Source organism: Streptomyces sp. NBC_00252 (assembly GCF_036187565.1).
Classification (GTDB): Bacteria; Actinomycetota; Actinomycetes; order Streptomycetales; family Streptomycetaceae; genus Streptomyces.
On record NZ_CP108087.1, the window covers coordinates 4,027,955 to 4,048,803 of the forward strand.

The 20,849-nt window shown below is 70.0% G+C and carries 22 protein-coding genes; 3 read left to right on the plus strand and 19 right to left on the minus strand.

Annotated features, from left to right (window positions below; all coding sequences use genetic code 11):
* Window positions 1–101: 101 nt before the first annotated feature.
* From OHT77_RS17335 to OHT77_RS17400, 14 genes are all read right to left on the minus strand, one after another.
* Window positions 102–689: an OmpA family protein gene (locus OHT77_RS17335; protein WP_390919551.1), complete on the minus strand. Its 588-nt coding sequence runs from the start codon at window positions 687–689 to the stop codon at window positions 102–104.
* Between the two features lie 55 nt (window positions 690–744).
* Complete coding sequence (locus OHT77_RS17340) at window positions 745–1,326, minus strand: hypothetical protein (protein WP_266772017.1); 582 nt, start codon at window positions 1,324–1,326, stop codon at window positions 745–747.
* Window positions 1,327–1,360: 34 nt separating this feature from the next.
* Window positions 1,361–1,966: a pilus assembly protein TadG-related protein gene (locus OHT77_RS17345; protein WP_328829377.1), complete on the minus strand. Its 606-nt coding sequence runs from the start codon at window positions 1,964–1,966 to the stop codon at window positions 1,361–1,363.
* Window positions 1,966–2,202: a Flp family type IVb pilin gene (locus OHT77_RS17350; protein WP_266772014.1), complete on the minus strand. Its 237-nt coding sequence runs from the start codon at window positions 2,200–2,202 to the stop codon at window positions 1,966–1,968. Before OHT77_RS17350 ends, OHT77_RS17345 begins: the two co-directional genes overlap by 1 nt.
* Before the next feature lie 211 nt (window positions 2,203–2,413).
* Window positions 2,414–3,298, minus strand: a complete 885-nt coding sequence (locus tag OHT77_RS17355) for a response regulator transcription factor (protein WP_328829378.1) — start codon at window positions 3,296–3,298, stop codon at window positions 2,414–2,416.
* Between the two features lie 118 nt (window positions 3,299–3,416).
* On the minus strand, window positions 3,417–4,973 hold the full coding sequence (locus OHT77_RS17360; RefSeq protein WP_328829379.1) for a sensor histidine kinase: 1,557 nt from the start codon (window positions 4,971–4,973) through the stop codon (window positions 3,417–3,419).
* A 20-nt stretch (window positions 4,974–4,993) separates the two neighbouring features.
* Entirely contained in the window at window positions 4,994–5,884 is an 891-nt protein-coding gene (locus OHT77_RS17365) for a DUF5936 domain-containing protein (protein WP_328829380.1), read from the minus strand.
* 13 nt (window positions 5,885–5,897) lie between these two features.
* Complete coding sequence (locus tag OHT77_RS17370) at window positions 5,898–6,839, minus strand: type II secretion system F family protein (protein ID WP_328829381.1); 942 nt, start codon at window positions 6,837–6,839, stop codon at window positions 5,898–5,900.
* 11 nt (window positions 6,840–6,850) lie between these two features.
* Window positions 6,851–8,191: a CpaF family protein gene (locus OHT77_RS17375; protein ID WP_266772006.1), complete on the minus strand. Its 1,341-nt coding sequence runs from the start codon at window positions 8,189–8,191 to the stop codon at window positions 6,851–6,853.
* A 91-nt stretch (window positions 8,192–8,282) separates the two neighbouring features.
* Window positions 8,283–8,636, minus strand: coding sequence for a TadE/TadG family type IV pilus assembly protein (locus OHT77_RS17380; protein ID WP_266772004.1), 354 nt, complete (start codon window positions 8,634–8,636; stop codon window positions 8,283–8,285).
* Between the two features lies 1 nt (window position 8,637).
* The gene (locus OHT77_RS17385) at window positions 8,638–9,033 is read right to left on the minus strand and encodes a TadE family protein (RefSeq protein WP_328829382.1); all 396 of its coding nucleotides are present in this window, start codon (window positions 9,031–9,033) and stop codon (window positions 8,638–8,640) included.
* A gap of 5 nt (window positions 9,034–9,038) precedes the next feature.
* Complete coding sequence (locus tag OHT77_RS17390; protein WP_266772001.1) at window positions 9,039–10,289, minus strand: AAA family ATPase; 1,251 nt, start codon at window positions 10,287–10,289, stop codon at window positions 9,039–9,041.
* Between the two features lie 9 nt (window positions 10,290–10,298).
* On the minus strand, window positions 10,299–11,012 hold the full coding sequence (gene cpaB / locus OHT77_RS17395) for a Flp pilus assembly protein CpaB (protein WP_266771999.1): 714 nt from the start codon (window positions 11,010–11,012) through the stop codon (window positions 10,299–10,301).
* 132 nt (window positions 11,013–11,144) lie between these two features.
* Entirely contained in the window at window positions 11,145–11,954 is an 810-nt protein-coding gene (locus tag OHT77_RS17400; protein WP_328834263.1) for a hypothetical protein, read from the minus strand.
* 406 nt (window positions 11,955–12,360) lie between these two features.
* Here OHT77_RS17400 and OHT77_RS17405 point away from each other — a divergent pair, with 406 nt between their 5' ends.
* The 3 genes from OHT77_RS17405 to OHT77_RS17415 all read left to right on the plus strand — a co-directional run bounded on the left by OHT77_RS17405 (window position 12,361) and on the right by OHT77_RS17415 (window position 16,108).
* The gene (locus OHT77_RS17405; RefSeq protein ID WP_328834264.1) at window positions 12,361–14,049 is read left to right on the plus strand and encodes a chitinase; all 1,689 of its coding nucleotides are present in this window, start codon (window positions 12,361–12,363) and stop codon (window positions 14,047–14,049) included.
* Window positions 14,050–14,243: 194 nt separating this feature from the next.
* Window positions 14,244–14,762, plus strand: a complete 519-nt coding sequence (locus OHT77_RS17410; RefSeq protein ID WP_328829383.1) for a SigE family RNA polymerase sigma factor — start codon at window positions 14,244–14,246, stop codon at window positions 14,760–14,762.
* Window positions 14,763–14,851: 89 nt separating this feature from the next.
* Complete coding sequence (locus OHT77_RS17415) at window positions 14,852–16,108, plus strand: hypothetical protein (RefSeq protein WP_328829384.1); 1,257 nt, start codon at window positions 14,852–14,854, stop codon at window positions 16,106–16,108.
* 32 nt (window positions 16,109–16,140) lie between these two features.
* Here OHT77_RS17415 and OHT77_RS17420 read toward each other — a convergent pair whose 3' ends face one another.
* From OHT77_RS17420 to OHT77_RS17440, 5 genes are all read right to left on the minus strand, one after another.
* Window positions 16,141–16,842 carry a hypothetical protein gene (locus tag OHT77_RS17420; RefSeq protein ID WP_328829385.1) on the minus strand — a complete coding sequence of 234 codons (702 nt, stop codon included), beginning with the start codon at window positions 16,840–16,842 and terminating at the stop codon, window positions 16,141–16,143.
* 89 nt (window positions 16,843–16,931) lie between these two features.
* A complete protein-coding gene (locus OHT77_RS17425; RefSeq protein WP_328829386.1) occupies window positions 16,932–18,407 on the minus strand; it encodes a GntP family permease in 1,476 nt (491 codons plus the stop codon).
* A gap of 148 nt (window positions 18,408–18,555) precedes the next feature.
* The gene (locus OHT77_RS17430) at window positions 18,556–18,960 is read right to left on the minus strand and encodes a RidA family protein (RefSeq protein WP_328829387.1); all 405 of its coding nucleotides are present in this window, start codon (window positions 18,958–18,960) and stop codon (window positions 18,556–18,558) included.
* Window positions 18,957–19,718 carry an IclR family transcriptional regulator gene (locus tag OHT77_RS17435; protein ID WP_328829388.1) on the minus strand — a complete coding sequence of 254 codons (762 nt, stop codon included), beginning with the start codon at window positions 19,716–19,718 and terminating at the stop codon, window positions 18,957–18,959. Before OHT77_RS17435 ends, OHT77_RS17430 begins: the two co-directional genes overlap by 4 nt.
* The gene (locus OHT77_RS17440; protein WP_328829390.1) at window positions 19,715–20,761 is read right to left on the minus strand and encodes a sugar kinase; all 1,047 of its coding nucleotides are present in this window, start codon (window positions 20,759–20,761) and stop codon (window positions 19,715–19,717) included. The genes OHT77_RS17435 and OHT77_RS17440 overlap by 4 nt, the downstream gene beginning before the upstream one ends.
* Between the last annotated feature and the right edge of the window lie 88 nt (window positions 20,762–20,849).

Genomic DNA, 20,849 nt, shown 5'->3' on the forward strand with positions numbered 1-20,849 from the left:
AATCAGCACCCAAGTCGCGGGTGGGTCCGGGGAGTCGGGCGGGTGGGGACGACTGAGGGCCGACCGCCCGCCCGCCGGTCAGCCCTCGGTTCAACCCGCCGTCAGCTCTCCGTGCGCGGGAACGTCACCTCGACCCTGCGGTTCTTCTTGCGGCCGGCTTCCGTGGAGTTGTCGGCGATCGGGTACTGCTCGCCGTAGCCGCGTACCTCGAAGGTGATGTTCGGGTTGTTCAAGTCCGAGTCCAGGACCGCCTGTACGGCGTCGGCGCGCTGCTTGGAGAGGACGTCGCCGTGGGCCGACGAGCCGAGGTTGTCGGTGAAGCCGAAGACGCGGACCGTCGACGCGTTCTGCTTCTTGATCTCCTCGGCGATCGCGTCGATGCGGGACTTCGCCTCGCCGCTCAGCTTGGCGCTGTCCTTGCTGAAGAGGACCTCGGCCTGGAGGGCGAACGTCACGTCCGAGTTGGTGTCCTCACGGCGTTCCTCACCGCCCTGGTCCTCCACGACGGACTTGATGTCCAGGACCTTGGGGTCGGCGAGCGTGGCGCCCTCGGGGAGCTTGAGGTCCGGGTCGTTCGGGTCGACCTTCACCGGGGCGGAGGCGGACGCCTCCGTGCCCGGCGGGACGCTCGCACCCGGGGTGTCGTCGGCGTGCGCCGCCACCGCGCCGACGATGTTCGCGGCGACCATGATCGTGGCGGCGGTCACGACCAGGGCGAGACGGGGAGTGGTGGTCACGGCCGCCTCACCCAGAGATCTTGATCGTGCCGACGGGGAACGTCGGCAGCTCGAAGGACACCTCGGTGGTGCTCGAAGGGGGCGCGGGGAACTGCATGAAGACGGCCAGGCTGTCGCCCGCCTTGATCGTCGTGAAGCCCGTGGTCGTCAGCGGACGGCCGTCCGTGTCCCGCAGCACGTAGTACCGCTTCTTGCTCTTCGAGTCGACCAGCGTGGCGCCGCCCAGCGACGGACCGTTCTTGATGATCTCGGTCTCGTTGCCGCTCAGCGCGGACGGAATCACCAGGCTCTTGTCCCCGTCGTTCTTCAGATCGCCGTTCACCGTGATGAAGCCGCCGGAGTCCCGCTGGGCCGAAGTGAGCTGCAGAAGAAGGCCGTTGGAGCCCTTCAGCTCGGCCAGGGGCTCGTCCGACTGCCCCTCCTGGGCGCTCGGATCGGATCCACCGCTGCTCTTGGAGGCCGAAGCCGACGTGTCCGGCTTCTTGTCGTCGCCGCCACTCCCGCAGCCGGCCACGCCGAGGGCCAGACCGGCCGCGACAGCCAACGCCACCGTCCCCCTGCGGGCCGTCGAAGTGAACCAAATCCTCATGACTCCGCTTCCTTCATCGCTCGTCGTTCGCTTGTCAGTCGGCCAGGTGGACGTCGAAGAGGTCCTCGGGTCCGGGTAGATCGGTGAGGTGGAGCGGGTCCAGGTCCCAGTCCTTGCCGTCCTTGCAGGTGAGCTTCGGCAGCACGTCGTCACCGGCGTCCGCGCCGAGGGGCTCGAACGAGCAGAGGGCCTCGATCTCGGCGGTGGCATGGGCCTTCGAGTACGTGCTCTCCGTACCGGGGACGATCGAGTCCCCGACCGGCTTGTCGCTCTCGACCGCGACCGTGTACCGCAAGGGCAGCCCCGACGGCGGCGCGCAACTGGTCACATGGGCCTTGTTCTGCGCCGCGAGCTGACCGGCCCGTCCGCACGAATCGACGAGCCCCGCGATGTCGCCGTCGAAGATCTCCTGCCACTTCGTCGGGTCGAGTACGTCCTTCACCCACTCGCCCGCGAGCTGCTTCCGGGTGTCCTGTGCCGCCGCGAGCGCTGCCGCGTCGGCGGCCGTCTGGGCACCGCTCCGGTTCACCGCGGCCTGGCCGACCGCTACGTAGGCGAACGCGAGAAAGAGCAGACCCGCCACCACCGTGATGTAGATGGGGAAGGCCTGCCCTGCGTCGCTGGACCTACCGGTCCGCATCAGCCGCCGGTGACTTCGGAGATCTTGCTCGTGATCGCGTCGTAGATGGACTGACCGATGGACGTACCCGTGATCGCCAGCACGATCGCCACGACCACCGCGATGATCCCCAGGTACTCCACCGCCGTCTGCCCCTTGTCGCCCGCACGGCGCTGCAGGGCCTCGACGGTCGTGTTCTTCCAGCCGTTCACACGCGCCTTGGTCGCAACGGCGGTCTTCAGCATCAGGTCGCTCATGGTGTTCCCCTCCGAATGACGCGTTACCGGCTTCCTCGTCGCCGGTGCCGCTTTCGACATGAGAACGGTATGCCCGATCCACAGGTACGCCAGAGGGCCCCAGGGCCCAAAATCGGGCCCAATTGGAGCCCCTGGCGTCGCACTGGGCCCGCCCGTCGCCGAACCGGGGCCGTAGGCCCGGCCGTTGGGTCCACTGTCGCGGTGTCATGGGTCAGCCCAGCCCTCGGGCCGAACCCGGCGCCGTACCAAGCCACTTGGCGGCCGCCTCGGAGCGGCTGGTGCTGTGGAGCTTGGCGAAGATGCGGTTGATGTGGTTCTTGACCGTCTTCTCGGAGATGAAGCAGGTGGCGGCGATCTGCTGGTTGGTCATGCCGGACGCGATGTGGTCCATGATCTCCGCCTCCCTCGCGCTGAGCTGGAACCGTGACCTGTCCGAGGATGACTGTCTCACAGATGGTTGCAGTTGCGAAAGCCCTTCCGCAGAATTCAACCTGGGATGGGTCATTGAAGGGATTGTTCCGTTTGCAGCTGCACCTAGTTGAGAGTCGTACGTGCCCAGCCCCTCGGGCAGTGACCGGGGCGAACGCGCCGCCTGCTCCTGCCGCAGCTGGGCCAGCAGCGCGCCCGCCGCCGATGGCGTGAAATGGGCCCTGCCCTGCCTGATGTCCCGTACGGCGGCCACCAGTTCGTCCGCCGTGAACTCGCCGTGGACCAGATAACCGCCCGCTCCCCGGCGCAGCGCCTCCTGGACGATCTCCGACTCCCTGCTGTACGTGAGCATCACGACCGGCGCGATCCGCACCAGGTACGGCAGCGCCGAGATGCCGTCCACGCCCGGCATGCGGACGTCCAGGAGGACCACGTCGGGGCGGTGGAAGTGTGCCGCCTCGTAGGCCTCGCGGCCGTCCGCCGCCTCCGCCACGACCGTGATGTCCGCACGGCCCGACAACAGGGCCGTCAGTCCGGCCCTGACCACCGGGTTGTCGTCGGCCACCACGACCCGGAGGGGCGAAGTCGGCGCGGGCGGCGGGAAGTTGGGGAACGGGTTCGGCGGCGGCTGCGGCGCGCCGGGGTGGGGCGTCGACTGGTCCGGCATGGCTGCCTCCTCTCGGGTCGTTGCGGGTGGGGCTCGCTTACGTCCTCTGCTACTTCTGCTACTTCTGCGTCTTCTTCTACGTCTGCTTCCGCGTCCGGTTCGTCTTCTCCTACGTCCGCTACGTCTTCGGTGACGTCAGGGCGCCCAGCGGGAGTTCCAGGCGAACCTCCGTGCCCGAGTCGTGGCCGCCCCTGCCGATACGGATACGGGCGCCCACCGACGCCGCCCGCTCGACCATGCCGACCAGGCCGAAGTGGCCTGCCCTGCGCAGCTGTTCGAGGGTGGTGCCCTCGGGGAGGCCGCGGCCGTCGTCGTAGACGCTGATGCGGAGGAGGCTGTCGTGCACCCCCGCCCGGACGTCGACCTTGGTGGGGGTCGCGTGGCGGTGGGCGTTCTCCATCGCCTCCGTCGCGATGGTGAGCAACTGGCGTGCCACGGCGGGCGGGACCGGCGGTACGCCGTGCTCGCCGGTGGGGCGGTAGGTCGTAGGGAGGCCGGTCCTGGTGCTGAAGTCCCTGGTGCGGGCGGCCAGTTCGACGAGTACGTCCGTGCCCTCGGCCGGGTTGGACTCGCGCCGCAGGTCCGCCAGGAGTTCGCGGGATTCCGCGGCCGCCCTGCGGGCCGAGCGGGCGACCAGTTCCGCCTGCTGTTTGATCAGCGTCGGGTTCATGTGGTCCGCGCCCGCCGAGCCCGCCAGGCCGTCCGCGGCGAGGGCGACACCGTGCAGGGTCTTCGCCACCGAGTCGTGCAACTCTCTTGCCAGGCGGGCCCGTTCCGCTCCCACCGCTTCCGTCACGGCCAGGCGGGCCTGGACCGTCGTCAGTGCGGTCGTGGCCTCGCCGAAGCGGAGCATCAGGTTGCGCAGGGTCACTCCCATCGCGCCGGCGATCACGCACAGGCCGGGCAGCAGGAAGGCCTGCGCCACGACCTTGTGGTGGTCCGCGGCGGCGGTCTGCGCCAGGAGCAGGATCACCGCCTGGAGGCCGGCGAAGCAGCCGGCGCCTCGCCAGCCGTAGACGATGCCGGCGAGGAGGGGGGTGCAGACGCTGACGTAGGCGAGCGTGCTGGTGGGCCCTGCCGAGATCAGGAGGAGGGAGGCGAAGAGGGTGTCCACGGCCAAGAGGGAGGGGTGGCGCAGGAGGAGGGGGCCGAAACGTTCCCAGTCTCTGAAGAGGACGTAGGAGGCCATGAAGGTGACCACCACGGCTGCGCCCACCAGGCGGGTGGCCACTCCGGGGGTGGCGTTGACCAGGGCGGAGGGGGCTGCGAGGGCGATCATCGCGAGGCGGAAGCCGAAGACCTGCCTGCACATCGCCTGCAGGGCGCTGATCTGGATGGGGAGGGCGACTTCCCGGCCTTCGGCCGGGATCTGACTCCCACCCGCACCACCCGTTTCGGTCTCGTCGTCGGGTGCGGGTGGCCCCTGTGGGGCTTCCTCGCCGTCGGCGGCCAGCCGTTCCACTCGTGGCTGTGCCGCCGGTGCGGGTACGGCCGACAGACCCGGCCGTACCGGTACCCACCCCGGTGGGAGTGCCGGTGTCACCGTCGTCACCGGGATGTCCGTCGCCCCCGAGCGGACGTGGTCCGGCAGCACCGTGCCCGCGGGCGGTGTCGTGATCTCGGTCGGTTTGGGGCGGCGGCGTAGCCGTCCCGTGCGCTCCCCCGTCGTCGCCATCGTCCCCGTCGCCCCCGTTCCTACTTGCCCGTGATCGTGCTGAAGTCCGTGCCGGAGCCGAGGAGGAGGCCCGCGCCGAGGAGCAGCATCGTGGCCGGGACCATGAACGTGGTGATCATCATGGTGGCCTTGGGGACCGCGCGGGCCGCCTTGCGGCGGGCGTTCTGCGCGTCCGTGCGGCGCATGTCCTTGGCCAGGGCGACCAGTGTGTCGACGATCGGCGCGCCCAGTTCCTCCCCCTGCTGCAACGCCGTGACGAACATGGCGACTTGCTCGCTGTCGTTGCGTCGCCGGAGTTCCGTGAAGGCGGCGCGGCGGCTCATGCCGAGGTCCATCTGCCGTAGCGTGATGCGGAGTTCGTCCGCCCAGGGGCCCTCGTACTTCGAGGCGACGCGGTCCAGTGCCTGGCGGAAGCCAAGTCCCGCGCTCACCACCACGGCGAGCACGTCCAGGAAGTCGGGCAGGGTCCGTTCGATGACGTCCCTGCGGATGCGGATCGCCGACCAGATGCCGACCTCGGTCCAGAGCGCACCGAAGGCGAACAGGATGACGGCGAGGAGGTAGTTCCCCTTCACCAGGAACACCAGGCCGCCGAAGCCGCCGAGGAACCCGTAGACCGCGCGGCGGGCCGCGTAGCGGTCGATGGTGAGGCCGCCGGGGTTGCCCGCCAGGTCGATCTTGCGGCGGTACTTGGCGACCAGCTTCGGGCCCATCAGGCGCAGGACCAGCGGGGCGTAGCGCATGCCCAGGCGGTCGACGAGGGAGTCGACCGCGCCGGTGCGGGTCGAGCCGACCTCCAGGGCGAGGACCAGGTCGGTGGGGAGTTTCGCGTCGGCGCGGTACATGCGGATGCCCGCGAAGATGCCCCAGACGCTGAGGCCCATCACCAGTCCGAGTGCCAGTGCTGTCATCGGGTCCCCCTCCTCAGACGTCGATGCGGGACAGGCGGCGGATGAGGACGAAGCCGATCGCGTACAGCCCGAAGGCGATGATCACGCATGCCTGGCCGATCGGTGAGCCCGTCATCCGGTCCAGGGCACCGGGTTTGACGCCGTTCATCAGGAAGAGGGCGCCCACGCCCATCACCGGAACGGCGTACGACGTCATGTTGACCTGGGAGAGCTGGGTGCGGACCTCGCGGCGGGTCTCCTTGCGTTCCTCCAGGGTCTCCGTGAGGTTGCGCAGGGCGCTGACGACCTGGCCGCCCGCCCTGTTGGACAGGACCAACGTGGTTACCAGTACGACCAGTTCGCGGGACGGGAGCCGGTCCGCCAGCTCGCTCAGCGCGTCGTCCATGGATGCGCCCACCGCCAACTGGTTGGCCACCTTGGCGAGTTCCTCCCCCGCCGGTGCCTCCAGTTCCTCCGCCGCCATGCCGATCGCGGTGCGCAGCGCGAGCCCCGCGTGGGTGGCGTTGGCCATGATGCGGGCCAGTTCGGGGAGTTGGTTGATGAACTTCTCGATGCGCTTCTGGCGCTGCCAGTTCAGGAACTGGATCGCCACTCCGATGCCCAACAGGCCTGCTATCGGGCCGAAGAAGGGTGCCAGGGAGGCCTGGCCGATCAGCCAGAGGGCCGCCACGGTGGCCAGCATGTAGACGAAGAACTCGCCCGGCGTCATGTCCAGCCCCGTTGCCGAGAGCCGGAGTTCGAGCTGCCTGCCGAGGCGTGTGCGGCGCAGCCTGCGGTCCAGGCCGCGGAAGCGGCGGGCGCGGCCCATCTGGATCTGGCCGGTCGAGGAGAGCCGGTCGACCAGGGCCGCGCGCTGTGCCTTGCCCATGGCGTAGGCGTGCAGTCCGGCGACGCCCAGGACACAGGTCAGCAGGGTGACGCCGGTGGTGAGCGTGACGATCGTCTGGAGATCCATGGGGTCGGTCCCTACCTACTGGCTTCTCGGAGGGCTAGCTGTTCCGCGGTGTGGGCGACGCCGAAGGCCTGCGGCAGCGGCTGGCTCGCCATGTAGAGCCGGTCGGCGGTGCGGCGGGAGAGCGGGAAGTACTCGAAGGTGCCGTAGACCCGGCCGTCGGCGGCGATGGGCTGCGGGCTGAAGCGGGCCACCGTCGCCAGCCGGTACGGCTCGCTGCCGTGGCTGTCGAGGAGGGCGATCTCGGTGATGCGGCGGGCGCCGTCGGCGAAGCGGGTGAGCTGGATGATGACGTCGATGGCGCTGTTGATCTGGTCGTGCAGCGCTTCGAAGGGGATCTCCACCTCCGACATGGACGCCAGGGTCTTGAGACGCATCAGGGCGTCCTCCGCGCTGTTGGCGTGGACGGTGGCGAGCGAGCCGTCGTGGCCCGTGGACATCGCCTGGAGCATGTCCAGGGACTCGCCGCCTCGGACCTCGCCCACGACGATCCGGTCGGGGCGCATGCGGAGCGAGTTGCGCACCAGGTCGCGGATGGTGACCTGGCCCTTGCCCTCGACGTTCGGCGGGCGGGCCTCCAGGCGGATGACGTGCGACTGCTGGAGCTGGAGTTCGGCGGAGTCCTCGATGGTGATGATGCGCTCGGTCTCCGGGATGAGACCGGAGAGCGCGTTGAGGAGGGTCGTCTTCCCGGTGCCGGTCGCGCCGGACACGATGATGTTGAACTTCGCGTGCACCAGGCCCGCGAGGAGATACAGCATGTGCTCGTCCAGCGAGCCGAAGCCGACCATCTCCTGGAGCGTGAAGGAGCGCGGGAAGCGCCGGATGGTGAGCGTGGCGCCGGTCAACGACAGCGGCGGGATGATGACGTTGACGCGCTCGCCGGACGGCAGGCGGGCGTCGACCATCGGATTCGACTCGTCCACACGGCGGTTGACCGTCGACACGATCCGCTCGATGGTCTGCATCAGCTGGTCGTGGGAGGGGAAGCGGAGCGGCAACTGCTCGACGCGGCCGCCGCGTTCGACGAAGATCGCGTCCGGGCCGTTGACCATGATCTCGGTGATCGACGCGTCTTCGAGGAGCGGTTCGAGTATGCCGAGGCCGAGCGCCTCGTCGACGACCCTGCGGATCAGCTGAGAGCGCTCGACGGTGGAGAGGACCGGTCCCTCACGGCTGATGATGTGTCCGAGCACCCGCTCCAGGCGGGCCCGTCGCTCGGCGGCGGCCAGCGCGCTCATCTCCGCGAGGTCGATCTCCTCCAGGAGTTTGGCGCGGTACGAGGCGACCATGTGGCCTTCCTCGCCCCGGTGCCCGTTCTCCTCGGGATGGTTGACTCGTTCCCGCAGACCCATGAGTGCTGTGCTCCTCGCTCCTTGTTCAGTCGGGCTCTGTCGTTCTCTGGCGTGCTCCGGCGTGCTCTGCTGTTCTTCTCTCTCGTGTCGTTCAGTGGTCGAGCGGCATGGTGGCGGTCTTGCTGGCGTTCCCGAAGCCGTCGTAGCCGGGGATGACCGACGGGATGTGGATGGTGGCGGTGACGCTGACCGTGTCCCCGCCGAACGACTCCGGGCAGCTGACCGACAGCCAGTCGCTGACGGCCTCGCTGCAGGCCGGCTGCGCGCCCTGTCTCAGCGAGGCACTGCGCGCCCCCGCCCGGGCCGCCGTACCCGCCTGCTGCGCGGTGTAGGCGACCAGCCCGAGCTGCACCGCCGCCAGGGCGACGAGGAGCAGGATCGGGATGAACCCCAGGTATTCGATGGCGACTTGACCGCGGTCGCGCGCGCGGAGGCCGTAGGACATGTCAGTTCTTCTCCTCCTCTACGGCGCCCGCGTGACCGTGCACCGTGAAGGGGAAGCCGATCGAGCCCGGGAAGAGGACGGGCACCTTGAGGGTGACGTCGGCCGTGACGAAGCCCGTGCCTCCGCAGGTCACCGAGGCGTCCCCCTTCCACGCGTCGCTCAGCTTGTCGAGGCCCGCCTGTTCGCAGGTTGCCTCCCGGTCGCCCCGGGTCGCGGCCGTCCCCGCGCGCACCGCCTCGTCCGCAGCATTCCCCGCGAGCGTGAAGGTGTACCCCACCAGCACGAACTGCCACATGAGCACCAGCGTCAGAATGATCAGCGGGGCCATGCCGAGGAACTCGATGCTGGTCTGCCCCCGGTCCCGTTCCCGTTCCCGTACGGTCGCGCGCACGTCCATCCCCCTCACTCCCTACGACGCCGGAAGCTCACCGAGCCGCGGTCGCCGCCGCCCCGCAGCCGCCCGCTCTTCTGGGCGACTTCGGGCACCTTGACCAGTCCGAGTTCGCCCGCGAGACCCCAAAGGGCCTGTTTCACCACGCTCTTGTTGTCGAGTTCGTGCAGGCGCCCGGCGTCCACCGCGGCCTGGAGTTCCTTGAAGTTGGCGGGGATCGCGGTGGCCGCGACCGCCGTGCCGGTGATGCGCTGGATGAGCGCGGGCTGGATCTCGGTGCCGCGCGTGTGCCGGTTGACGACGATCGTCGTCTCCTCGGCCTTGCGGATCTGCAGCCGGTCCCACATGCGGACGGTGCGCTTCGCGGCGCGTACGGCGACGACGTCCGGGGTGGTGAACAGCAGGGCGGTGTCGGCCATTTCGACGGCCGCCGCGCTCGCGCCGCTCATCTGGGCCCCGCAGTCGATGACGACGACCTCGTAGCGCGAGCGCAGCGCGCTGACGATCTGCCGGGCGGCCCGGTCGGTGACCTCCTCGCCGCGCTCCCCCTCGCCGGGGGCGAGCAGCAGCGCGACCCCGGTGTCGTGCCGGAACACGGCGTCGGCCAGGACGCGCGGCGAGATGTCGGTGATCGCGGCGAGGTCGACGACGGAACGCCGGAACTGCACGTCCAGGTAGGAGGCGATGTCCCCGGTCTGCAGATCCATGTCGACGAGCGCGGCGCTGCGGCCCGACGCCTGCGCGGCGAGGGCGAGTTGAATCGCGGCGAGGGTCGCGCCGGTGCCGCCCTTGGCGCCGCTGACCGTGACGACGGTGCCGCCGACACCGGTGAACACGTCGCCGCCGTGGCCGAGATGGCGCCGTACGCCCACCGACCAGGCGGCGACGGCCTGGACCCGGTTGGCCAACTCCTCGTAGCTCAGCGGGAGGGCGATCAGGCCGCGGGCGCCGGAGTCCATGGCGGCCTGGAAGAGGCCGGGGCTGGCGTCGGTGGTGACGAGGATGACGCCGACGGCGGGGAAGCGCAGCGCGACCTCGCGGACCAGCTCCAACGCCGGTACGGGACCGATGCGTTCATGCACCACCACGACCTCGGGCAGCTCGTCGACGGACTCGGCGGCGAGCCGGGCGAGGGTGTCGATGAGCTGCGTCGAGTCGGCCACCGGGGCCACCGGGTCGGCGTCCGGGAGCTGGCTGAGCAGGGTCGTGATGGCGCGGATGGCGTCCGCGTCTCCGACCGCCGGAAGAATCCTGGTGGGCATGCGGGCCTCTCACTTGTCCTTCGCGAGTTCGTACGTCCGGTCCTTGTCGGGCACGGTCGTATCGCTGCCGGGTGCCACCAGCGCGAGCCGCACCCGCTCGGCGAACGACTCGGCGTAGGTGATCCGCTGGGCGTCGAGCGCGGAGAGCGCGAAGGTGATCGGCACGGCGTTCGTGGACTGCTGCTGGTTCTTGTCGCTGTTGCTGCCGGGGTCGAGGGCGGTGATGTGGCCGACGTCGATGACCTTCGCGTTGGTCACGATGATCTTCGACTGGTCGGGGTCGCCCTCCTTCTGGCCCGCGAAGGTGGCGTACACGTTGACCGTGGAGCCCGGCGTGATCTTGCCCGCGACGCCGGTCGCCGCGTCGATCATGATGGCGACCTCCTGCTGCCCGGGCTGCAGGGCCGGCTGGTCCACGATCATGTCGGTCTGCAGCAGGGAGCCCCCGCGCAGCGTGGTCACCGCGATCTTGCCCTGGATCTGCCGGAGATCGGTCACGGCGGTGTCCGACAGCCACCGCTTGGGCATCTCGATCTTCTTGAACTGGGCGGCGGTGAGGGCCGTGTAGGGCGCCACGTTGTCCTTGACCTGGTAGGCCGTGACCTCGGGGCCGACCTTGGACTTCACGTCACTGATGACGGAGAGGACGCCGGCGAACGCGCCGAGGGCGCAGATCACCGACAGGAGCAGGAGTATCACGCCGCGGCGCTGACGGGAGTTCATGAACCGTACAACCTCATTGGGGATATCGGTCGAGCGGAAATGAGCGGATCGAGCGGTGCCGGACCGGATCGAGCGGGATCGAACCGGATCGAGCGAATCGTGTGCTGTAAGCGTGTCCTGTGAGTTGAGGACTTATCCGGTCGATGTTTGGTTCTCGTGAACGGGCGGTGTGGCGGAGCAGAAGACACAACGGTCACCGATGACGTCGATTCCGCACCAGTGGCACACGGACTGCCGTACAGAGGTGACCAGTTGGTACAGCACCGACAGGTCGGGCAGATACGTACAGAACTCGATCAGCTTGCTCGTGCCCCACCAGGTCACCGACTCGGCGGGCAGGGTGGCCTCGCGCAGCCCCATCGCGTTCCACGCCGGGGCGAGGGTGGTGCCGACCCAGTCGGACTGCAGCTGCCCCTTGGCGACCAGCATCCAGGTGCCGAACTCCGGCCCCTCCAGGGTGACTCCGGGGCCGACCCGGACCAACTGCGGCTCGGGATGGGCGATCACCGCGAACTGGCTGCCGGGCACCCAGGACTTGGCGTGCTGCTTGAGGCCCACGGGGACCCGGTCCAGCTTGGTGACCGAGCCGAGGAGCGCGCCGGCGTGGATGTAGTGCGTGAGCAGCCGGCCGGCCGAGGCGAGGACGCCGGGGCTGAGGTCGCAGGACGCCAGCTGCCTCAACTGCCGGGCCAGGACGGCCAGTCCGAGCGGGGGCAGATTCGGACGGAACAGGGCGATCCGGTCGCTCTCCAGAATGGACCGGATGGTGTGCAGCCGTCGGTCGACGCCCTCGGAGACGGCCTGCGAGGACACGACGACGACATGCCCGTGCTGGTCGATCAGGGCCTGCATCTCCGACAGCGCCTGGTCCAGCGGTCGTTGGTCGAGGTCCTGCAGCACGACGGCGGGCAGGGTCCGTTCGTCCTGTGGTGGCAGCGCCATGTCGGCGCTGGTCACGGCAATGGCAGTTGGCACGCGCAGCTCCCCGTCTCACGCCTGTCGGCCGGCCGGCATTACTCCGGTACGCCGAGTTGACTTCACTGCGTGACTACCTCAGCACTGTAACCACGCCCCTGTGACCGGAGAACAGCGTTTCTGTAGCTGTGCGGCAACTGTCATCGCACACAACACGCCAAAACGGGGCAGGTCGCACAACCGGCCGCGCGCGCGGCCCCGTTCGGCCAGCCGGAGCGACCTGCTCGCGACCCCGCCCCGGACCCCGAAGTTGGTCTGGACCTCTTGACATCAGATTGGTCTGGACCAACTCTGGTCTTCCAGCGGTGGCCACCGTCGACACAGTCCCCTCCAAACTCCCCCACCGGAGGCATCAGTGGACCGCGCACCAGGCATGCCCGTCCTCAGGAAAAGACGCCTGTGGGCCGGGGTCGCCATGGCCGCCCTCGCCCTCTCCTTCGCGGGCACCGGCCAGGCATCCGCCGCCGACACCAACAACGCCAAGAACGCCGGTTTCGAATCGGGTCTGACCAACTGGACCTGTACGGCGGGCAGCGGCACGACCGTCTCGTCCCCGGTGCACAGCGGCGCCTCCGCGCTGAAGGGCACCCCGGCCGGCCAGGACAACGCCCAGTGCACCCAGTCGGTGGCGGTCAAGCCCAACTCGACCTACACGCTGAGCGCGTGGGTGCAGGGCGGCTACTCCTACCTCGGCGTGACGGGCACCGGCACGACCGACGTCTCGACCTGGACCCCCGACACCTCGTCGTGGAAGCAGCTGTCGACGACGTTCACGACGGGCGCCTCGACGACGTCCGTCTCGGTGTACACGCACGGCTGGTACGGCCAGGCCGCGTACTACGCCGACGACATCTCGGTCTTCGGCCCGGACGGTGGCGGAGGCGGCGACCCGGCCCCGACGGTCCCGGCGGCCCCCACGGGTGTGAGCGTGTCCTCGACGACGTCCTCGTCGGTCTCCCTCGCCTGGAGCACGGTGTCGGGCGCGACGGGCTACAACGTCTACCGCAACGGCACGAAGATCACGGCGGTGACGGGAACGTCCGCCACGGTCACGGGACTTGCGGCCTCCACGTCGTACTCCTTCCAGGTCACGGCGACCAACTCGGCCGGTGAGTCCGGCAAGTCGGCGACGGTGACGGGCACGACGACGGCGACCGGCGGGAACGGCGGCGGCTCCCTGCCGAAGCACGCGGTGACCGGCTACTGGCAGAACTTCAACAACGGCGCGACCGTCCAGAAGCTCTCGGCCGTCTCCTCCCAGTACGACATCATCGCGGTGGCCTTCGCGGACGCGACCACGACGCCGGGCGCGGTCTCCTTCACGCTCGACTCGGCGGGCCTCGGCGGCTACACGGTCGACCAGTTCAAGGCGGACATCGCCGCCAAGCACGCGGCCGGCAAGAAGGTCGTCATCTCGATCGGCGGCCAGAACGGCACGATCTCGGTGAGCGACTCATCGTCCGCCGCGAACTTCGCCAACTCGGTCTACTCCCTGATGCAGACGTACGGCTTCGACGGCGTCGACATCGACCTGGAGAACGGCATCAACGCCACCTACATGACACAGGCGTTGAGGTCCCTCTCCTCGAAGGCGGGCTCGTCCCTCATCATCACGATGGCCCCGCAGACGATCGACATGCAGTCCACGTCGAACGCGTACTTCCAGACGGCCCTGAACATCAAGGACATCCTCACGGTCGTCAACATGCAGTACTACAACAGCGGCACGATGCTCGGCTGCGACGGCAAGGTCTACGGCCAGGGCACGGTCGACTTCCTCACGGCCCTCGCCTGCATCCAGCTCCAGGGCGGCCTCGCCCCGTCCCAGGTGGGCCTGGGCCTCCCGGCCTCGACGAGCGCGGCCGGCAGCGGCTACGTCTCCCCGTCCATCGTGAACAACGCCCTCGACTGCCTCACCGCAGGCACCAACTGCGGCACCTTCAAGCCGTCGAAGACGTACCCCGACCTGCGGGGCGCAATGACCTGGTCCACCAACTGGGACGCGTCCGCGGGCAGTTCGTGGTCGAACTCGGTGGGAGCGCACGTGCACGCGCTGCCGTAGCACCGGCTGAACGGCGAAGGGGCGAGGAGCACAGCGGCTTTCGGGCCGCGCTCCTCGCCCCTTCGGCTTGGGATCCAACAGTGCACCCGCCCGCCCACCGCTCCGCCCCGGTCTGAAACATTTCCCCGGGCCCACCGCATCAGTACAAGTGAAGGCGGCGCCGGCAACAGCCCGCGGGGGCAGGGGGATCAGGCATGAGACGTCACGGACGTGCCGACGAGTACGCGGAGTTCGCGGCCGCGCGGGCCGGGCATCTCTACCGGTCCGCGTGTCTGCTGACCGCAGGGGACACCCATCTCGCGGAGGACCTCGTCCAGGAGACCCTCGGCAAGCTGTACGTCGGCTGGGGACGGCTCGCTCGGGTCGGCAACCCCGCCGGGTACGCCCAGACCGTCCTCACCCGTACGTTCCTCGCCCACCAGCGGCGCCGCAGCAGCACCGAACGCGCCACCGACACCCTGCCCGACCTGCCCGACCCCGGCGTCTCCGGCGCCGACACCCCGCTCCGGCTGACCCTCCTCCAGGCCCTCTCCCGGCTGCCCGCGAAGGACCGCGCGGTCGTCGTCCTGCGGTACTGGGAGGACCGGTCCGTCGAGGAGACCGCCGAGGTCATGCACGTCAGCTCGGCCGCCGTCCGCACCCGCTGCGTCCGTGCGCTCGGCCGGCTGCGGGAACTGCTCGGCGAGAACCTCGACGAATACGCCCGCCCCTGACACCCGCATCGCTCACGTCAGCTCCCGCCCCCCTCCAAGCACTTTGTGCACACCTCACCCAACTCCCTCATGCGAAACGGTGGTCCGCCATGCCCGACGTCCAGCACAGCGAACACCTCGACCCGTTCGAGGAACGGCTCACCGCCGGCCTGCACGACGCGGGCAACGCCTTCGACACCGACCGCGCCGCCCTCGCCACCGCGGGCGCCCTCAAGGGCCGACGCCGGCTGCTGCGACGCCGCAACGCCGCGGTGATGGGCGGCGCGGCCGGCATCGCCCTGGTCGGTGTCGGCGGCGCGCTGCTCGTGCCGAGCGGGGACCCGGCCGACCGGCATGGTTCCGCGGCCACTTCGACCCTCTCCCCCGCCTCCTCGTCCACCCCCGCACCCGTCTCCGGCGACGCGTTGATCCGTACGCTCGAAAAGCTGCTCCCGGAGGGCACGTTCACCAAGGCCGAGGCCCGCGGCACGAACGAGGAACCGTCGCCGTACGTCCAACTCGTCTACGACGACGGGAAGGGCGCGTCGGCCATCAGTGTCGGCCTGGACCGGCTGCGGCCGGGGAGCGACCAGGCGCGGCAGGCGACCCAGTGCCCGGGGAAGGCGTACGCGCACTACGACTCGTGCGTCACGAGCCGGCTGGAGGACGGGTCGGTGGTGATGGTGATGCGCGGGTACGAGTATCCGGACCGGCGGGTGGACACCAAGCGGTGGAACGCCGAACTCGTCACCCCGCAGGGGCAGTACGTGAGCGTCAACGAGTGGAACGCCGCCGCCGAGAAGGACGCTCCGATCAGCAGGAGCCAACCGCCGCTGTCCTCGGCCCAGTTGACGAAGCTGGCCGCCGCGACGGTGTGGCGGAAGGCGATCGACGCGATCCCGCGGGACCCGAACTCGCCGACCGCACAGCCGGGTTCGGACGACACGGGCGTCTCCGTGCCCGTCAGTTCCACGCTGCGGACCCTGCTGCCGAAGGGGCTCAAGGTGTCCGAGACCGGCGTCAACGACGACGCCGGGTTCGGCTACGTCGTCGTCGACGACGGCAAGGGCAAGAGCCTCGTCCAGGTCAACGTCCAGGCCGACATGGCTGATGTGGCGGGCGACCTGTTCGGCTCCGGCACGGAGGTCCTGTCCGACGGCACGAAGGTCGCCGTGCACCAGGGCGCGGGCGAGAAGGGCGGTTCGGGTGTCGCGATGTGGACCGTCGACACCCTCCGCACCGACGGGACCCGGGTGGTGATCAGCGCCTTCAACTCCGGCGCCCAGGACGCCCCGGCGACCCGTACGACCCCGGCCCTGACCCTGAAGCAGCTCCGGGAGATCGCCCTGAGCCCGAACTGGCTCTGAGGGTCCCGGAACCCCGGGACCCCGGACAACCCCTAGTCCTTGCGGACCTCGGCCTCCGCCTCGGCGAGGGCCGCCTCGTCCACCTCGGCGGACTCGTCGTCCTCGGCCTCGTCACCGTCGTCGAAGTACGCGTCGAGCACCGCGTCGAGCTGCGACTCCCACTCGGCGAACCTGCTCCGGGCCGCCGCCTCGATCTCGATCGGGTACCAACGGCGGTCAGGGGTGTGGACGGTGATGGTGAACCGCTTGCCGAAGCGCGGGGACTCGGTCTCTATCGCGCCGATCTCGTCCCAGCGGAACTCGCACGCCTGGTCGTCCAGGCGCAGTCGTACGCCCTTCGCGTCCGCGACGATCTCCGCACGGCGGTCGGAGGCCTCGAAGACCGGACCGTCGCCCTCGGCCGCCCCCACGCCGGACACATCGGCGTCGGCGTCGGTCTCGGCCGCGTCGGCATCGCCGTCCTCGGCGACGGCCTTCTCGGCGTCCGCCTTCGCGGCATCCGCCTTCGTGAGATCGGCCTTCCCGGCGTCCGCCTTCGCGGCATCGGCCGTCGCGGGCGACGACTCCTCGGTCGACGACTCCTCGGCCTTCGCGTCCTCCGGCTCCGTGTCCCGCGGCTTCGCGTCCTCCGGCGTGTCGGAGGACCCGGCGGGTGCGGTGAGCCCGGGGACGAAGGCCGGGTCGAATCCGGCGCCCTCCAGGGGCTGGCTGCTCGAACCTATGCGCTGCTCCACAGCGGGCAGTATGGTCGACGATCCTGTGTCGGGCACAGCCAGCCCCTACTTCGTTATCAGACGCCTACATGGCACCGCATCAAATGGGACTAGACGAACAGGCTGAGCACCGCCGCGACCGCGAACCCCGCGACCGACAGCACCGATTCCAGCACGGTCCACGTCTTCAGGGTGTCCCGCTCGCTGATCCCGAAGTACTTCGCGACCATCCAGAAGCCGCCGTCGTTGACGTGCGAGGCGAAGATCGAACCCGCCGAGATGGCCATGATGACCAGGGCGACGAAGGCCTGCGAGTGGTCGCCCTCGGCGAGCAGCGGGGCCACGATGCCGGCCGTCGTCACGATCGCGACCGTCGCCGAACCCTGTGCGACCCGCAGGACGAGCGAGATCAGGTACGACAGGACCAGCACCGGCAGGCCCACGTCGTGGAAGGTGTCCGAGAGGGCCTGCGCGACCCCGCTCGCCTTCAGGACCGCGCCGAAGATCCCGCCCGCGCCGACGACCAGCAGGATGTTGCCGACCGGCTTGAGGGACGCGGTGGAGACGGTCTCCAGGGACTTGCGGGACCAGCCGCGCCGCAGACCCAGGAGGTAGTACGCGAGGAGGAGCGCGATGGTCAGCGCGACGAACGGGCTGCCGAAGAACTCCAGCACCGAGCGGCCGGTCGACGGGTCGAAGGCGATCGACGAGAACGTGGCGGCGAGGATCAGGACGAGGGGCGTACCGATGATCGCGAGGACCGTGGCGAGCGACACCGGCTTCTCCTGCGGTACGACGCCGGACTCCCGCTGTTCGTCGATGACGGCCTGCTTCGCCTCGGCCGCCGCCTCGACCATGTCCTGCGGTACAGCGACGAAGATCCGCTTGCCGACCCAGGCGGCGTAGGCCCACGCGGCGAGCACGGCGGGGATGCCGCAGACGATGCCCATGAGGATGACCCAGCCGAGCTGGACGTGCAGCAGACCGGCGGCGGCCACCGGGCCGGGGTGCGGCGGGAGGAACGCGTGGGTCATCGACAGGCCGGCGAGCAGCGGCAGGCAGTACAGCAGGATCGACTTGCCGCCGCGCTTGGCGGCGGCGTACACGATCGGCGCGAGGACGAAGATGCCGACGTCGAAGAAGACCGGGATGCCGAAGATCAGGCCGGTGAGGCCCATGGCGAGGGGCGCCCGCTTCTCGCCGAAGAGGTTGAGCAGCCGGGACGCCAACACCTCGGCGCCGCCGCTGACTTCGAGGATCGCGCCGAGCATCGTGCCCAGGCCGATGATGATCGCGACATGGCCGAGGATGCCGCCCATGCCGGACTCGATGGTGGAGACGGCGTCGGAGCGCTGGACCGTGCCGAAGAGTTCGGTGACCGAGAGACCCGACAGCAGGCCGACGGTTATGGAGACGGCGAGGAGGGCCACGAAGGGCTGGAGTCTGACCTTGATGATCAGGAAGAGGAGGAGCGCGATCCCGATGGCGGCGACCGTCAACAGGCCTGCCGTGCCGTCGAGCAGGAGGAGCAGGCCTCCGGTGTGGGGTGGTGTCGCGGGGGCGGTTGCGGCGAGCGGTAGGGACATGGTGGGGGTCCTCGTTGTCGTCGTAAGAGCATGAATCCGGGGGTCTGGGGGATGTCCCCCGGACCGGCGCATCCGGGCAGGGGGGATCGCGGTTCGGCGCCGGTGCGGGCGCCGAACCGTCGTACGGTGTGCGGGATTTGGGGCAGTGCTAGCTCAGGACGGCCAGCGCGTCGATCTCGATGAGCAGGCCCGCGGGCAGGCCGACGTAGACCGTCGTGCGGGCGGCGGGGATCTCGACGCGGCCCTCGAAGTACTCGTTGTAGAGCGCGTTCATCTCGGCGAAGTGGTCGACGTCCGTCAGGTAGACGCGGATCATCACCGCGTCCTCCCAGCTCGCGCCGCCCTCCTCGAGGATCGCCTCGACGTTGGCGAGGGTCTGGAGGGTCTGCTCGCGCAGGGTCGGGCCGGCCGGGGTGGGCGGCTTGCCCTCCTCGGCGGGGAGGAAGCCGACCTGGCCGGCGACCTGGAGGATGTTCCCCTTGCGGACGCCGTGCGAGAACTTCGCGGGCGGGGCGGTGTGGGTCTTGGGGGTGAGGGCGGTCTTGTCGGTCATTCGGTGTCCCTGGTGGTAGTTCTGCCGGAGTACTCACCGCTGATGGCGTCCGCCGTGCGGCGGACCAGGGGGAGCAGGGTGAGGAGTTCGTCGGCGGTGACGACGACGTTGGGCGCGGAGACCGACATCGCGGCGGCCACCCGTCCGTCGGCGCCCCTGATGGGCGCGGCGACGCAGTTGATGGACTCTTCGTGGCCGCCGAGGTCGGTGGCCCAGCCCTGGTCCCGCACCTTCTCCAACTCCCTGAGGAAAGCGGGGGCGTTGGGGGTGGAGCGGGCGGTGTACATGGGGTATTCGAGCTTGTCGGCGAGCACCCGGCGCTCGCCCTCCGGGAGGTCGGCGAGGAGCAGCTTGGCGACGGCGGCGACGGTGATGGCGACCGGCTTGCCGATCCGCGAGTACATGCGGACCGGGTAGCGGCTCTCCACCTTGTCGATGTAGAGGACCTCGTTCTCCTCGTACACCGCGAGGTGGACGGTGTGACCGCACTGCTCGTTGAGGCGGGCGAGGTGGGGGTGGGCGATCTCGCGGATGTCGAGGTTCTCCATCGCCTCCTGGGCGAGGGCGATGAGGCGGGCGCCGAGGCGGTAGCGCTGGTCGGACTGGCGGTAGACCAGGCCGTGTTCGTGCAGGGTGCGCAGGAGGCGCAGGGCCGTCGACTTGTGGACGTCGAGACGGTCGGCGACCTGGCCGAGGTCGGCGGGGCCCTCGGCAAGCAGCGGCAGGATGCTGAGCGCGCGGTCGACGGTCTGACTCATGGCGTACATACCTCCTCGTCGGCCCAGTCGGCGGCGTCGGTCCAGCCGGGGCCGAGTCGAAGTCTCCCCCACGCCCGGTCGTCGAGGGCGGCCAGCCGGTCGGCGTGGTCGCCGACCGGGGGCGCGGCGAGGTCGCCGGGCACGGTGAGGGCGGCGGCGGCCGTGAGATGGCCGTGCCGCAGCCGGTCCCGTACGGGAAGTCCCCGCAGGGTCGCGGAGAGGAACCCGGCGGCGAAGGCGTCCCCGGCGCCGACCGCGGCGACGACGTCGACGTGCGGCGCGGGCACGAAGGTGGTGTCGCCGCCGTGGAAGACGGTGGCCCCGCGGCCGCCCTGCTTGACGACGAGCGTCTCGGGGTCGGGGAACGCGGCCCGTACGGCATCGGCCCCGACGAGCCCCCAGACCTCGGCGGCCTCGTCCTCGCCGACGAACACGAGGTCCGCGCCGCGCGCCAGCTCCAGCAGGACGCTCGGCCCGTCGGCCCGACGCCCCAGCGCGGGGCGGTGGTTGACGTCGAAGGAGATGAGCGGCCGGCCGGCGCGCGGCGCGGTCAGCTCGCGGACCAGGCCGAGGCAGCCGTCGGACAGCATCGGGGTGATCCCGGACAGGTGCAGCACCCGCCCGGCCCGTACGGCGTCCAGGTCGACGTTCCCCCGGGCCATCGCGGAGGCGGCGGACCCGGCCCGGTAGTACGCCACCTCGTGGGCGTCGGTGGACCGGTCGCCCGCGGTGCGGAAGTAGATGCCGGTCGGGCGCGCGGGGTCACGTCGTACGGCGGACACGTCGACGCCGTAGCCGCCGATCGTCTCGACGAGGTGGTCGCCGAAGCCGTCGGCCCCGACCCGGCTGACCCACCGCACGGTGTGCCCGGCCGCCGCCAGCGCGCAGGCGACATTGGACTCGGCGCCGCCGATGGCGCGGTCGAAGGACGGCACGTCGGCGAGGCGGCCCGGTCTGCTGGGTAGGAACGTGACCATGGACTCGCCCAGCGCTACGACGTCCACGACGTCACGGGCGGCGGTGGAGTGTCCGTCGGCGGTCACGATGGTGATGGCTCCTCTTCGGCGCACCGGGCCGGCGGCGGCTCCGTTGACCCGGTGTTGGGCGAGATGTTAGACAGCGGTAAGCGAT